Annotated in this window: 13 protein-coding genes; 3 read left to right on the top strand and 10 right to left on the bottom strand. The window is 69.6% G+C overall.

Going from position 1 to position 14,067, the window contains the following annotated elements; translation table 11 throughout:
• Positions 1 to 150 precede the first annotated feature (150 nt).
• Complete coding sequence (locus FNH08_RS50945) at positions 151 to 315, bottom strand: hypothetical protein (protein ID WP_194238631.1); 165 nt, start codon at positions 313 to 315, stop codon at positions 151 to 153.
• A 100-nt stretch (positions 316 to 415) separates the two neighbouring features.
• Between FNH08_RS50945 and FNH08_RS27410 the strand changes: the two genes are divergently transcribed.
• On the top strand, positions 416 to 1,504 hold the full coding sequence (locus FNH08_RS27410; protein WP_152774208.1) for a M48 family metallopeptidase: 1,089 nt from the start codon (positions 416 to 418) through the stop codon (positions 1,502 to 1,504).
• A gap of 38 nt (positions 1,505 to 1,542) precedes the next feature.
• Here the strand turns inward: FNH08_RS27410 and FNH08_RS27405 are convergent, their stop codons facing one another.
• The 5 genes from FNH08_RS27405 to proB all read right to left on the bottom strand — a co-directional run bounded on the left by FNH08_RS27405 (position 1,543) and on the right by proB (position 6,668).
• Positions 1,543 to 2,610: an SCO2583 family membrane protein gene (locus FNH08_RS27405; RefSeq protein ID WP_152774207.1), complete on the bottom strand. Its 1,068-nt coding sequence runs from the start codon at positions 2,608 to 2,610 to the stop codon at positions 1,543 to 1,545.
• A gap of 111 nt (positions 2,611 to 2,721) precedes the next feature.
• Positions 2,722 to 3,339 carry an SCO2584 family spore wall biosynthesis protein gene (locus tag FNH08_RS27400; protein ID WP_322725499.1) on the bottom strand — a complete coding sequence of 206 codons (618 nt, stop codon included), beginning with the start codon at positions 3,337 to 3,339 and terminating at the stop codon, positions 2,722 to 2,724.
• A gap of 132 nt (positions 3,340 to 3,471) precedes the next feature.
• Positions 3,472 to 4,758: a glutamate-5-semialdehyde dehydrogenase gene (locus FNH08_RS27395; RefSeq protein WP_152774205.1), complete on the bottom strand. Its 1,287-nt coding sequence runs from the start codon at positions 4,756 to 4,758 to the stop codon at positions 3,472 to 3,474.
• Between the two features lie 129 nt (positions 4,759 to 4,887).
• Complete coding sequence (locus FNH08_RS27390) at positions 4,888 to 5,397, bottom strand: hypothetical protein (RefSeq protein ID WP_322725503.1); 510 nt, start codon at positions 5,395 to 5,397, stop codon at positions 4,888 to 4,890.
• A 164-nt stretch (positions 5,398 to 5,561) separates the two neighbouring features.
• Positions 5,562 to 6,668, bottom strand: a complete 1,107-nt coding sequence (gene proB / locus FNH08_RS27385) for a glutamate 5-kinase (RefSeq protein WP_322725501.1) — start codon at positions 6,666 to 6,668, stop codon at positions 5,562 to 5,564.
• 487 nt (positions 6,669 to 7,155) lie between these two features.
• Here proB and FNH08_RS27380 point away from each other — a divergent pair, with 487 nt between their 5' ends.
• Positions 7,156 to 9,231 carry a hypothetical protein gene (locus FNH08_RS27380; RefSeq protein WP_322725498.1) on the top strand — a complete coding sequence of 692 codons (2,076 nt, stop codon included), beginning with the start codon at positions 7,156 to 7,158 and terminating at the stop codon, positions 9,229 to 9,231.
• Positions 9,232 to 9,379: 148 nt separating this feature from the next.
• Entirely contained in the window at positions 9,380 to 10,351 is a 972-nt protein-coding gene (locus FNH08_RS27375; protein WP_152774202.1) for a phage baseplate protein, read from the top strand.
• A gap of 15 nt (positions 10,352 to 10,366) precedes the next feature.
• On the opposite strand, the gene obgE is transcribed toward FNH08_RS27375, so the two are convergent.
• From obgE to FNH08_RS27355, 4 genes are all read right to left on the bottom strand, one after another.
• Entirely contained in the window at positions 10,367 to 11,803 is a 1,437-nt protein-coding gene (gene obgE / locus FNH08_RS27370) for a GTPase ObgE (RefSeq protein WP_152774201.1), read from the bottom strand.
• Positions 11,804 to 11,934: 131 nt separating this feature from the next.
• Positions 11,935 to 12,189 (bottom strand): 50S ribosomal protein L27, encoded by a 255-nt coding sequence (rpmA, locus tag FNH08_RS27365; protein ID WP_152774200.1) that lies wholly within the window; start codon positions 12,187 to 12,189, stop codon positions 11,935 to 11,937.
• Between the two features lie 14 nt (positions 12,190 to 12,203).
• Positions 12,204 to 12,524 carry a 50S ribosomal protein L21 gene (gene rplU / locus FNH08_RS27360; protein ID WP_004931419.1) on the bottom strand — a complete coding sequence of 107 codons (321 nt, stop codon included), beginning with the start codon at positions 12,522 to 12,524 and terminating at the stop codon, positions 12,204 to 12,206.
• A gap of 189 nt (positions 12,525 to 12,713) precedes the next feature.
• Positions 12,714 to 14,060: a phospholipase D-like domain-containing protein gene (locus tag FNH08_RS27355; RefSeq protein ID WP_152774209.1), complete on the bottom strand. Its 1,347-nt coding sequence runs from the start codon at positions 14,058 to 14,060 to the stop codon at positions 12,714 to 12,716.
• Between the last annotated feature and the right edge of the window lie 7 nt (positions 14,061 to 14,067).

Here is a 14,067-nt window from a genome sequence, read left to right as displayed (position 1 = left end):
CAGGCCACGTACGCGAGCCCCCTCCCGCCCAGGACGTACGCGACAGCCGACCCGACACCACCGCCCCGAGCACCCGTCCGGAGGCCACCGGACCGAGCAGCGACCACGAAACGGAGCCGCCTCACCACGGAGTCGCCCCGAAGCCGGTTGTCAGCCGTCGTCGTCCCGCCGGTAGCCGCGCAGCAGGAACCACCCGACCAGCACGCACCCGACGACCATCACGATCAGTACGACGCGCAGCAGATTGCCCGGTCCCTGCCTCTCGGCTGCGGACGCGGCCTCGGTGATCCAGCGGGCTGCCGGGACGTGCTCCATGGGATCGCTCCTTACGGTGTGCTGCCGTGTCACGGTATCTCCGCCTAGGCTGGACCTCGCCTCGGGGGGCACACAGGGCCATCAGACGCATGGGGGACACATGTCCGACGACAGCCACGAGCAGAACGGGCACGAGAACGTGCCCAGCAGGCAGCGCAGGCGCTTCGAGGGGATCTCCTCGCGGGCGTACGAACATCCCGCGGACCGCTCGGCCCTGGTGGCCCTGCGCAAGCTCAGCGGCTTCGACACGGTCTTCAAGGCACTCAGCGGTCTGCTGCCCGAGCGCAGCCTGAGGCTGCTGTTCCTGTCCGACTCCGTACGGGTCTCGGACGAGCAGTTCGCCCATCTGAACGTCATGCTGCGGGACGCCTGCTACATCCTGGACCTGGAGAAGGTCCCGCCGATGTACGTCAACCAGGACCCGCAGCCGAACGCGATGTGCATAGGCCTGGACGAGCCGATCATCGTCGTCACCACGGGGCTCGTCGAGCTGCTCGACGAGGAGGAGATGCGGGCGGTCGTCGGTCACGAGGTGGGCCACGCGCTCTCGGGCCACTCCGTCTACCGCACGATCCTGCTCTTCCTGACCAGCCTGGCGCTGCGGGTGGCGTGGATCCCGCTGGGCAACCTCGCGATCATGGCGATCGTGACCGCGCTGCGCGAGTGGTTCCGCAAGTCGGAGCTGTCGGCGGACCGCGCGGGTCTGCTGGTCGGCCAGGACCTGCGGGCCTCGATGCGTGGTCTGATGAAGATCGCGGGCGGCAACCACCTCCACGAGATGAACGTGGACGCGTTCCTCGCGCAGGCCGACGAGTACGAGGCCGGGGGCGACCTGCGCGACTCCGTGCTGAAGATCCTCAACGTGCTGCCCCGCTCGCACCCCTTCACCACCGTCCGCGCGGCCGAGCTGAAGAAGTGGGCCGAGTCCCGCGACTACCAGCGGATCATGGACGGTCACTATCCGCGGCGCGACGAGGACAGGGACACCTCGGTGACCGACTCGTTCCGGCAGTCGGCGGCCAGCTACGCCAGTGACGTGAAGAACTCCAGGGACCCGCTGATGAAGCTGGTCACCGACATCGCGGGCGGCGCGGGCGACCTCGGCGGCCGGGTGCGGCGAGGGTTCGGGGGCTTCGCGAGCAGCGGTGGCGACTCTCCCAAGGACAGGCGCCCCGACGAGGACGAGTGACCGCGGGCTCCGTCAGCGGGGCTCGGCTCTGTGCCGGATCACACCTTGGGCTGCGCGCTCTGGGCCAGTGAGCCACACAGGGCCGTGGCACCGCCCGTAGCGAAGGGATCCGTGCCGGCCGGGCCGCCCTCCTTGGCCGTCTGGCCGGCGAGCAGCGGGCGCAGGTGGTTCGTGGAGTCGTCGGCGCAGGCGAGCGGCCCGGCCTGGACGTAGGAGACGACGAGTTCGGCCTGGTGGGTGCGCAGGTCGTCGGTGTCGAAGCGGAAGTGCAACTCGCGCCGGACGGTGAACAGGGATGCCTTGGCCTTGTCTTCGGAGTCGGCGGGCCGCAGCGCGTAGACCAGGGTGTGTTCGGCGGTGACCTCGAGGGTGCGGGAGTCGTACTCGGCGGCCTGCAGCGTGCCCTGGACGCGGACCTTGGTGTCGGCGAGCTCGGCGCGGGAGGGATCGAAGCGGACCAGCCAGCCGGTGGGGGCGTGCCGCCCGTCGGCGGTGGGGCGGTCGAAGCTCTCGTCGAACTGGTCGAGCTGCTGCGGGTCGAGCAGCATCCGGGCGGGCCGGACAGACGTCCCGTTCAGTACCTCCGGGGCGAGGGCGGAGGCCACGAGGTAGTCCTTGGCGGTGCTCAGCGCGGTGACGACCTGGCTGTCCGAGAAGTGGGCGGTGCGGCGGGTGGCGGGCATGGTGATGCCTTCGGCGCCTACACGGAACTGGGCGGCCGGGCTGTGCGCGTACAGGTTCTCGGGGTTCGTGGAGCCGGGCACCGGGGCCTGGGGGGCGAGCGGGATGACGGTCATCCGCAGGGGATCGGTGGGCTGTGCGGCCGGCGTCTGGTACGGATGGCGCACGCCCATGTAGATAGCGGTGCCGAAGGCCACGGCGATCAGCAGGACCAGGATCACCGCCTGCCGGGACAGGCCGCGTCGCAGGGGTGGGCGGCGGCGTACGGCGGGGGCGTGGTCGCCGATGCGCTCCTGGGCGGAGAACTCCTGGAGGCGGGCAGCACGGACGAACGACTCGTCGAAGACGACGGATCGGTACTCGTCCTCTCCACCACCGGGAGCACCTTCACGTGGCCCCTCAGGTGGGTCTCCTGGCCCGCCCATACCTTCAGAGTAGGTCTGTTGAGGGCCAGGTAAACGCCCGGCTGCGTGACAAGTTCTGACAGGTTCTCACCAGGTTTTCGAACGGTTGTCGGACGGTGGAACGGGCCTGGCTCAGGGCGTGCGCGGTACCGCAGACACCGGTGGCTGGGAATAGTCGGCCGAGGCCGAAGGCTCGGCCGGACCTGACGGACCCGTGCCGCCGCCCTGCTCGACGCCCGTGGAGGCGGGCGGTGGGACCTGGTCCTGGCGGCCGCCCGAGGAGGCGCCGCGGTAGACGGCCGTGAAGGCGAGGGCGACCATGCCTATGCCCATCACGAGGGCGAGCACCCAGGCGACGGGCCGGTGCCAGCGGGCCTGCTTGCCGTAGGCCCTGCCGTACGGCCCCGGCGCGCCGTAGCGGCCCTCCAGGATCTCCGTGTCGTCCAGGTCGTCGAAGTCCCGGCCGTGACCGAAATCACCGTCGGGCCCGAAGCCGTCCTCGTAGCGCTCGTCGTCGCCGCGTGCGCCTCTGGTGTGCGCCCGGCGCGCTTCGGCCTCCTGGGCTTCCGCGCGGGCCTGGGCGGCTGCTAGGAGGCGTTCGACAGCGGTCGGCTCATGGACCACGGCCGCCCGTACGAAGGCCTCGTCAAAGACCACGGAGGCGAACTCTTCGTCCATACCTCCGCGGTCGCGGTCGTCGTCGGGCTCCCAGCCGTCAGGGAACGGCGTGCCCCCCACGTCCTCCGGCACGGGATCCAGAGTAGTCCTGGGGGGTCAATTTGGGCAGACGGTATGGAAATTCATGCGCTGTGCGAAGGCTGTTCACAGGAACGCGCGCCGGGTGCCCGGTCACTCGCGCCTGCTCGTTCCGAGTTCAACTGCTCAGCGCCGTACGTGTCCGTCGCCGGTCACGATGTACTTCGTGCTCGTCAGCTCCGGCAGCCCCATCGGCCCGCGGGCGTGCAGCTTCTGCGTCGAGATGCCGATCTCGGCGCCGAAGCCGAACTGGCCGCCGTCGGTGAAGCGGGTGGAGGCGTTCACCGCGACCGTCGTGGAGTCCACCAACTGGGTGAAGCGGCGGGCGGCCTGCTGGGAGGTCGTCACGATCGCCTCGGTGTGCCCGGAGGTCCACAGCCGGATGTGCTCCACGGCCCGGTCGAGCGAGTCGACGACGGCGGCGGCGATGTCGTACGAGAGGTACTCGGTCTCCCAGTCGTCCGTCGTGGCCTCGACTACGGTGGCCCGCGTCTCCTTGGCGTAGGCCAGCACGCGCTCGTCGCCGTGCACGGTCACCCCGGCGTCGGCCAGGGCGTCCAGGGCACGCGGCAGGAACTCGGGGGCGATGTCCTGGTGCACCAGCAGCGTCTCGGCGGCGTTGCAGACGCTCACCCGCTGGGCCTTGGAGTTGATCAGGATCTCGATCGCCATGTCGAGGTCGGCCTGGGCGTCGACGTACACATGGCAGTTACCGGTGCCCGTCTCGATCACGGGGACGGTGGACTCCTCGACGACCGTACGGATCAGGGAGGCGCCGCCGCGCGGGATGAGCACGTCGACGAGACCGCGGGCGCGCATGAGCTCGCGGACGGACTCACGGCTCTCGCCGGGCACGAGCTGTACGGCGTCGGCGGGCAGCCCGGCGCCGCCGACGGCGTCCCGCAGCACACGCACGAGGGCGGTGTTCGACTCGTACGCGGACGACGAGCCCCGCAGCAGCACCGCGTTGCCGGACTTCAGGCACAGGGCGGCGGCGTCGACGGTCACGTTCGGGCGGGCCTCGTAGATGATGCCGACGACGCCCAGCGGGACGCGCACCTGGCGCAGGTCGATGCCGTTCGGCAGGGTGGAGCCGCGGACGACCTCGCCGACCGGGTCGGGAAGCCCCACGACGTCCCGGACGTCGGAGGCGATGGCCCGCACCCGTTCCGGGGTCAGCGTCAGCCGGTCGATGATCGCCTCGCTGGTGCCGGCCTCGCGGGCGCGCTCGATGTCCTTGGCGTTGGCCGCGACGATCTCGCTCGTGCGGACCTCCAGAGCGTCCGCGATCGCGAGCAGCGCGTCGTCCTTCTCGGCGCGCGGCAGCGGCGCGAGGTCGGCGGCGGCGGCCTTGGCGCGGTAGGCGGCCTGGGTGACCGGGGACATTGCGTCGTACGGCGAGAGCGTGGTCATGCTCGAAGGGTAGTGCGCCGGACGGAGACGTCCATCTGCTATCCCACAGCGCGAGACAGGGTTCTCACCGCACCCGAAGCGATGCGAAAGGCACCTCTCACAAGGCCCCCAGAAAGCCCCAGGAGGCCCTCAGAAGGGATGCACTCCCACAGGTGTCGCCGGCAGCGGTCCGTACCCCTCGGCGATGCGGTGGTGGTACGTCTCGCGGTCGATGACCTCCAGGCCGACGATCTCCCAGGGCGGCAGCTTGGCGCTCTGGCGGTGCTCGCCCCACAGGCGCAGGGCGACGGCGGCCGCGTCGTGCAGGTCGCGGGCCTCTTCCCAGTAGCGGATCTCGGCGTGGTCGGTGGCGTACCGGCTGGTCAGCAGAAAGGGGTGGTCGTGGGCGAGCTGTTCGAGGCCGCGCCGCACCTCCTTCAGCGGGGCCTCACCGCCCGAGACGCTGAGCGTCACATGCCACAGCCGGGGAAGGTCCGTCGGCTCCTCCGCGCCCGACGGCTGCCCGGAAGGCTGCCCCGAGACCGGTCCGGAAGGCTGCCCGTCGTACGCGTCTCCGGCCGCGACGCTGGTCAGCGCGCGCTCCTCGCCGACCCCCTGGGAGGTACCACCACCGCGGGACGCCGCCGCCCCAGGGCGCACTCGTCTCACGACGGCCTCCTTTTCGCAGTATGGCCATGCCCGGGCCTTGGTCGGGCGGAATCTCCCTGCAACAAAGTTGAGCAGGCCGGACGGCTCCGCGTGGCGGTTTTACGGAACGTGCACCGCCGAAAGCCTGTGATGTGGCCGTTTCCGGGCACGTTCGGTCACGGGTGAAGCAGGACCAGGTCGTCTCTGTGTACGACCTCTCGTTCATACGCGGGGCCCAGCTCGCGCGCCAGTTCCCGCGTCGAGCGGCCGATCAGCTGGGGGATCTCCTTGGCGTCGAAGTTGACGAGCCCCCGCGCCACCGCGCGCCCCTCGCCGTCCCTCAGCTCCACGGGGTCACCCGCGGTGAACTCGCCCTCGACCGCCGCGATACCCGCGGGCAGCAAGGACTTGCGGCGCTCGACGACCGCGCGCACGGCCCCGTCGTCGAGGGTGAGCGAGCCCTGCGGCGTGGAGGCGTGCTGGAGCCACAGCAGCCGGTCGGCGGAGCGCTTGCCCGTGGGGTGGAAGTACGTGCCGGTGTCGCGGCCGGTGAGGGCGTCCGCCGCGTGGACGGCACTGGTCAGGACCACGGGGATGCCCGCCCCGGTGGCGATCCCGGCGGCCTCGACCTTGGTGACCATGCCGCCGGTGCCGACGCCGGCCCTGCCCGCGCTGCCGATCTCGACGTGGGCGAGGTCCTCGGGCCCCCGTACCTGGGCTATCCGCGAGGTGCCGGGCCTGCTGGGATCGCCGTCGTAGACACCGTCCACGTCCGAGAGCAGGACCAGCAGGTCGGCCCGGACGAGGTGGGCGACGAGAGCGGCGAGGCGGTCGTTGTCGCCGAAGCGGATCTCGTCCGTGGCAACGGTGTCGTTCTCGTTGACGACCGGCAGCGCGCCCATCGCGAGGAGCTTGTCGAGGGTGCGCGAGGCGTTGCGGTGGTGGGCGCGGCGGCTCATGTCGTCGGAGGTGAGGAGCACCTGGCCCACGCGGACGCCGTAGCGGGCCAGGGAAGCCGTGTATCGGGCCATGAGAAGGCCCTGGCCGACGCTCGCGGCAGCCTGCTGCCGGGCGAGGTCCTTGGGGCGCCGACGCAGACCCAGCGGCGCGAGCCCGGCGGCGATGGCACCGGACGAGACCAGCACGATCTCCCTCTCACCACCGCTGCGAACCTTCGCGAGCACGTCGACGAGGGCGTCCACCCGGTCCGCGTCCAGTCCCCCGGCCGCCGTGGTCAGGGACGAGGAGCCCACCTTGACGACGATCCTGTGCGCTTCCGCCACGCCCCGTCTTGCCGTAGACACGCGTATCCCCACATTTCCGCTGTTCCGACCAACCCGTGTCTGCAATCTACGTGAGCACGAGGGACGGATGTCGCGGCATTTCGGTGGATGGACTTCCGCCCGACGGAGGCCGGACAGCGGCTGGACGGCGGCCGGACGGCGGAGGAATGGCACACGGATGGCGGACGAACATCCGGAACCCGGTACGGAACGGCGCTTTCGCAGAAATATGAGAAGACGCTCAAAAACCCAGCGAGGTTCCAAGACTATGTACCTTTTCCCATGGTTGATCCCGGCGAAGATTGCTCCTCCGGCGCCCTAGGTCCTACCGTCAGGGTTCGGCCTCTCCTGTTCGAGGCGTCCCCGGCGCGGAAAAACGCCCGGGGCGCGCGCACGGTGGCGTGCCGCCCCCACTACCCTCTCCGCACTACCCTCTCCGTTTGCTTTCCCCCATCCGTCGTCGTTTCCCTCCGCAGGAGCCCAGCCCGTGCCCTCCGCAAGGCTCGCCCCCCGCCGCATCGCGCAGCTGTCCGCGCTGCTGGCGATGTTCGCGCTCTTCACGGCCCAGATCGTCTCCGCGCTGCTGCCGAACGTCCCGGTGTTCGTCGCCGCGAGCGCGGCAGGCCTCGTCCTGGACACCACCCTGCAGTACCGGGACCCCGGCCTGCTCGCGGTCCTCGGCAAGGTCCGGTTCGACACGCTGGTCCGGCAGCTGCTGCGCGACATGCTGGTCCTGGTGGGGCTGCTGCGGATCGACGGCATCGACCCTCAGACCGAGCACGCCCCCCTGATGATCGGCCTGTGCCTCTTCTACGCGGTGCACTTCACCTGCCAGGGCGTGGGCGTACTGGTGCGCCGCAGCCGGACGCTGCCGATCGTGACGCGGAACATCGACGCGTCCGCACTGCACCTGACCACCGCCCCGCCGCGCCTGCTGGCCCGCCGCCAGGCCCAGCGTCTGCTGACGTTCTCGCTGCCGGCCACCGCCGGACTGATGGCCACCGCCACCACCGAGGACGGGCTCTGGGGCGCCATCGGCGTCGGCGCCGCCGTCGCCCTGGCCCTCGGCGGCACGGTGTACCTGGGGACCTGGCTGACGTCGAAGAAGCGGGCGAAGAGCGAGCAGAAGGTCATGGAGTGGCTGGACCAGTGGCTGGCCGACTACCAGCCGACGGTCGCCATGTACTTCTCCGGCGGCACGACGTCGGCGTACCAGGCGAACATGTGGCTCTCCACGCTCTCCAAGGTCGAGGGCAAGCCGCTGATCGTGCTGCGCGAGCGGTTCATGGTGCAGAAGATCGACGCCACCGACGTGCCGATCATCTGCTTCCCGAAGGTCGCCACGATGTTCTCGCTGGAGAACTCGACGCTGCAGATGATGCTGCACCCGGCGAACGCCGCGAAGACCTCGCAGGTGCTGCGCATCCCCTCGGTCAAGCACGCGTTCATCAACCACGGCGAGAGCGACAAGCTGTCCTCCTGCAACCCGTACGCGAAGGCGTACGACGAGGTGTGGGTCGCCGGTCCCGCGGCGCGCGAGCGGTACGCGCTCGCCGAGGTCGGTGTCGAGGACAAGGACATCGTCGAGGTCGGCCGCCCGCAGCTCGCGCCGATCCGCCCCTACTCGGGCGCGCCCACGGGCGCGTACACGACGGTCCTGTACGCCCCCACCTGGGAGGGCTGGGACGGCAACCCCGGCAACACGTCCGTGGTCCTGGCCGGTGAGAACGTCGTCCGCGGGCTCCTGGCCGACGACAACGTGCGCCTGCTGTACAAGCCGCACCCGATGACGGGTTCCGTCGACCCGCGCGCGGGCGCCGCGAACGAGCGCATCAAGGCGATGATCCGCGAGGCCAACACCCGTCGTTCCGGCTCCCGGCCGGGCCCGGAGGCCGCCGCCGAGCTGGCCCGCCGCACGGTCGAACTGGACAAGCTCACCTCGACGCACTTCCGGACGAGCGCGGACGAAATGGAGCGCATGCTGCTCCAGGGCACGCCCGACGGCGCACGCGAGGCAGCCATCGCCGAGGCCACGACGGCCTGGGAGAAGGCGTACTGGGCGTCGTTCCCGGAGTGGGAGCACCAGATCATCACGAACGCGCGTCCCGCGATCTTCACCTGCTTCAACCAGGCGGACCTGCTGATCAGCGATGTCTCGTCGGTGGTCTCCGACTGGCTGTCCAGCGAGAAGCCGTACGCGGTCGCCAACACCTCGGGCATGACGGAGGAGGCGTTCCGCACGGGCTTTCCGACCGTGTCGGCGGGCGTCATCCTCACTCCGACCGCCGAGGGCGTCCCGGCTCTCCTGGAATCGGTGCGCCACCCGGAGAAGGACCACTTCACCGCGGCCCGTGCGAAGTTGAAGGAGCACCTGCTCGGCCCGTCGGACCCGCCGTCCCTGGCGCGCTTCAACCAGGCGATCCAGGCCCTGTGCACGAAGGCCGAAGACCGCCGCGTGCTCATGGAGTCCCGCATGCCCGGCGAGATCCCCTCGCCGCGTGAGGCCTCCGAGGAGATGTCCGAGGATTCGGAGTCCAACGGGACGGACACCGTGACCGCGTGACGCCTCGTCACAGGCTCGCGCCGTAGCACCTCGCCGTAACACCTCGTCGTACGGCACGGGTTGAGGCCCCGGGAGATCACTCCCGGGGCCTTTCGCTTAGGGTCTTCCTGCAGTTCACCTGCTCTTCGCATGCCAACGGGAGGACCTGATGAACGAACCCCTGAGCCGCCGCACGTTGCTGCGCGCGGGAGGCGGGCTCGGACTCGCCACGCTCGGACTCGGATACGGCGCGGGGGCCGTGTCGGCGGCCGTACCGACCTCGAAGCGGTTCCAACTGAGCGGGGAGGAGTCGTACGACCTGTACCGGAACCGTGAGCTCCACGACGGCACCGTGATGCAGAGCTTCGCCTTCGACCAGACCAACCAGCGGCTGTTCACGGCCCAGGTGCGCCAGGGCTCGGCCGAGGGGTCCGGTGACCTGTGCATCACCGAGCTCTCGTGGAGCACCTGGAACGAGATCGGTCACATGTACCTGACCGGCTTCGGTCACGGGGTCTCCATCGGCGCACAGGCCGTCGGCTCCTCGACCTACCTGTGGGCCGACGCCGTCGCGGACGGCGACGGGTACGGCAAGCGGCTCGGCCGCTTCAAGTACGCGAGCGGCACCACGCTGGCCGCCTCGTCGTCGGCGGTCACGAAGTACACCCCGGTGTCCACGGCGGACCGGCACACCTGCGCCATCGACCCGACGCACAACCGGCTGATCGTGCGCTACCGGCCCGCCGGCTCAAGTACCCACCGCTTCACGGCGTACGACCTGACCGCCGCCACGAACGGCGACTTCAGCAACCCCCTGATCAGCAACTTCCTGCAGCCGCAGGTCATCACGGACTCAAAGGACTTCCAGGGATACACGGCGTACGGCCAGTACCTGTACTGCCTCACCGGGCTCCACGACAACGAGGACTCCACGTACCTCTGGAGCGTCGACCTGAACACCGGTGCGGTGAAGGAGAAGTTCCTCACCGGGGCCGGCTCCACCCTCAGCTACCGCGAACCGGAGGGCATGGCCGTCTACACCACGGCGGGCGGCGAGCCCCGCCTCTTCTTCGGCTTCGCCTCCAACACCACGGCGAACGAGCGCCTTTCCAACGTCTTCTACAAGAACGTCCTGGTCTAGCGCTCGTCCCGGAGGCTAGAACGGCTCGAAGTCGTCGTACTCCCGCTGCGCCTCGTCCCGCTCCGCATCGCGGTCCCGGCGGCGCTGCGCGGCGGGCCGTACGCCCTCCATGCGGTGGTCCTCGCCACGGCGGCCGAGCATCTCGGCGCCGGCCATGACGGAGGGCTCCCAGTCGAAGACGACGGCGTTGTCCTCGGGCCCGATGGCGACGCCGTCGCCCGACCGGGCGCCCGCCTTCATGAGCTCCTCCTCGACACCGAGGCGGTTCAGGCGGTCGGCGAGGTAGCCCACGGCCTCGTCGTTGTTGAAGTCGGTCTGGCGGACCCAGCGTTCGGGCTTCTCGCCGCGCACCCGGAAGAGTCCCTCGTCCTCGCGTACGACGGTGAAGCCCGCGTCGTCCACGGCCTTCGGGCGGATGACGATCCGGGTCGCCTCCTCCTTCGGCCGGGCCGCGCGTGCCGTGGCCACCAGGTCGGCGAGGGCGAAGGACAGTTCCTTCAGCCCCGTGTGCGCGACCGCGGAGACCTCGAAGACGCGATATCCGCGCTCCTCCAGATCCGGCCGGACCATCTCGGCGAGGTCCTTGCCGTCGGGTACGTCGATCTTGTTGAGCACCACGATCCGCGGGCGGTCGCCCAGGCCGCCGTACTGCTTCAGCTCCTCCTCGATGACGTCGAGGTCGGAGACGGGGTCGCGCTCGGACTCCAGTGTGGCGGTGTCCAGGACGTGGACGAGCACGCTGCAGCGCTCCACGTGGCGCAGGAACTCAAGGCCGAGGCCCTTGCCCTGGCTGGCGCCCGGGATGAGTCCCGGCACGTCGGCGATCGTGTACACGGTCGCGCCCGCGGTCACCACGCCCAGGTTGGGGACGAGCGTCGTGAACGGGTAGTCGGCGATCTTCGGCTTGGCGGCGGAGAGCACGGAGATCAGCGAGGACTTGCCGGCACTCGGGTAGCCCACCAGCGCCACGTCCGCGACGGTCTTCAGCTCCAGCACGATGTCCTGGAGATCGCCGGGCTCGCCGAGCAGTGCGAAGCCGGGGGCCTTGCGCCGGGCGGAGGCCAGTGCCGCGTTGCCGAGCCCGCCCCGGCCGCCCTGGGCGGCGACGTACGACGTCCCCTGCCCGACCAGGTCCGCGAGCACGTTGCCCGCCTTGTCGAGCACCACGGTCCCGTCCGGCACCGGCAGCACCAGGTCCTGACCGTCCTTGCCGGAGCGGTTGCCGCCCTCGCCGGGCTTGCCGTTGGTGGCCTTGCGGTGGGGCGAGTGGTGGTACTCGAGCAGCGTGGTGACGGACTGGTCGACGACCAGGGTCACGTCACCGCCGCGTCCGCCGTTGCCGCCGTCGGGCCCGCCCAGCGGCTTGAACTTCTCACGGTGGACGGAGGCACAGCCGTGACCTCCGCTACCCGCGGCGACGTGCAGCTCGACGCGGTCCACGAAGGTGGTCATGGTCAGTGCCTCCAGAAACGTACGAGAGTCTTCAGTACTGCTGTCTTCGCGTGTGCCTCAGTACTGCAACACGCGAAAGGCGGACCCGCTTCCCTGCCGGGAAGTGAGGTCCGCCTCGCGAAGAATTCCGATCAGGCGACCGGAACGATGTTCACGACCTTGCGGCCACGAGCGGTGCCGAACTCCACCGCACCGGCCTGCAGCGCGAACAGCGTGTCGTCGCCGCCACGGCCGACGCCCGCACCCGGGTGGAAGTGCGTGCCGCGCTGACGGACCAGGATCTCACCCGCGCTGACGACCTGACCGCCGAAGCGCTTCACGCCGAGCCGCTGGGCATTCGAGTCGCGACCGTTCCGGGTGGACGATGCGCCCTTCTTGTGTGCCATCTCTCCTCAGTCCCTTACTTCGCAGCCGCGGGGATCTCAGTGACCTTGATCGCCGTGTACTGCTGGCGGTGGCCCTGACGACGGCGGTAGCCGGTCTTGTTCTTGTAGCGCAGAATGTCGATCTTCTGGCCCTTGTGGTGGTCCACGACCTCGGCCTGGACCTTGATGCCGGCCAGCACCCACGGGTCGCTGGTCACAGCGTCGCCGTCGACAACGAGCAGGGTCGAGAGCTCGACCGTGTCGCCAACCTTGGCGGTGGAAATCTTGTCAACCTCAACGATGTCGCCGACAGCAACCTTGTGCTGGCGACCACCGCTGCGCACGATGGCGTACACGCGGATCTCACTCTCTCGCTCGGGAACGGCACCCCCGCAGTCCAGCCACCCGACACACGGACGGCCTCTCCCTGAGCGCCCGGCGCCTGGGAGGAAGAGGTTTACGAGGATGTGACGCATCAGTGGACACGCCGACGGTCAAGGTTACGGGGCCACGCCCGAAGGGGTCAAACCGAGCCCCCTCCGCCCTCACGTGACGCGCTGCTCACCGTCCGCGGGCAGCGGCTTCACACCCTTGCACAGGTCCGTGGTGTCCGCCTTGCCCGGGTAGGCGACCCCGATCACCTTGTTGAAGTGCGCCTTGTACATGTCGTGCACGGCGTCGTCGTCGACCTTGACGATCGACTCGTCGTTCTCCCGCAGGGCAGGCCCGGTGTAGTTCCCCGACCCCGTGAAGCTGACCTTGTTCCGCACCCCGTCGTACATCCCGTCCACGAGGATGTACTTGGAGTGGATGATGTACGGCGTGGTCAGCTTCTGCCCCGGGTTCAGCGGGTCCCGGTCGTCGTTGTAGCAGCGCACCGTCGGGCCGCCGGACGTGTGCATCTTCTCCCACGTCCCCTTGGTCCCGCCCGAACTCGCCGCACTGTCCGACTCGGCATACACGATGCTGACGTTGCAGCCGGCCTTCTTGAGCGCGAGCAGCTTCTCGGCGATGGCCAACCGCGTGATCTTGAAGATCGACACCCGCACCCAGGTCTTCTGGGTGACCCCGGCGGTGTCCTTGTACGTGCACTGGACGTTGTTGAGCACGGAGTACACGGTGTCGGTGTCCCGCGTGTTCCCGGCCCGCGGGAAGAAGTAGGCCTTGTAGAGACCGTTGCTGACGGTCCGGTACTCCCAGGACTTCCAGTCCCTGGCGACCATCGTGTCGAAGTAGTCCGCGTACGCGTCGTACATCGTCGGGTTGTTCGGCAGTAACAGGGCGTCGTTGAAGAACTTGGTGTGCGCCGAGGGCGTCGAGTTGGACGTCGTCTGCACGACGACGTTCGTGGCGCCCTCGACCGCCGAGAACAGCCAGAACTTGTTGTGCATGATCGACTGGCCGTACTGCGGGTCACCCAGACACGACTTGTCCACCGGACAGGTCGTCACGTACGACGCCTTGGCGCGATTCGTGCCGAGGGCCGACGCGAGCGTGCTGTACGACGTGTTGGCGGGCCGGTCGCTGATGCTCGACTCGTCGAGGAGCACCTTCACGTTGACGCCGCGGTTCTTGGCGGCGATCAGCGCGTTCACCACCGACGCCTCCCACACGTGGTAGACGGCGACCTTGATGGTGGAACCCGGCAGCGCCGCGTCCGTCAGCTGGATCAGCCGCGTACGGATGGCGATCTGCTCGTCGGTGGTGCCCAGCGGGTCGTTGAAGATGGGCCCCTCGGTCCATGTGGGCGCGGCCTCGGCGGTCCCCGCCGTCACGGCCGTCTGCACCCCCGCCGCCGACAACACCGTGGCCAGCGCCACGACCTGACGCCCGCCCTTGACCGGCTTCACAGCACGGTGTCGCCCAGTGCCCTTCAGGCGCACGCGCGCCATGCGATCC

Source organism: Streptomyces spongiae (assembly GCF_009377185.1).
Lineage (GTDB): Bacteria > Actinomycetota > Actinomycetes > Streptomycetales > Streptomycetaceae > Streptomyces > Streptomyces spongiae.
This window is presented reverse-complemented; position numbering and strand designations above follow the sequence as displayed.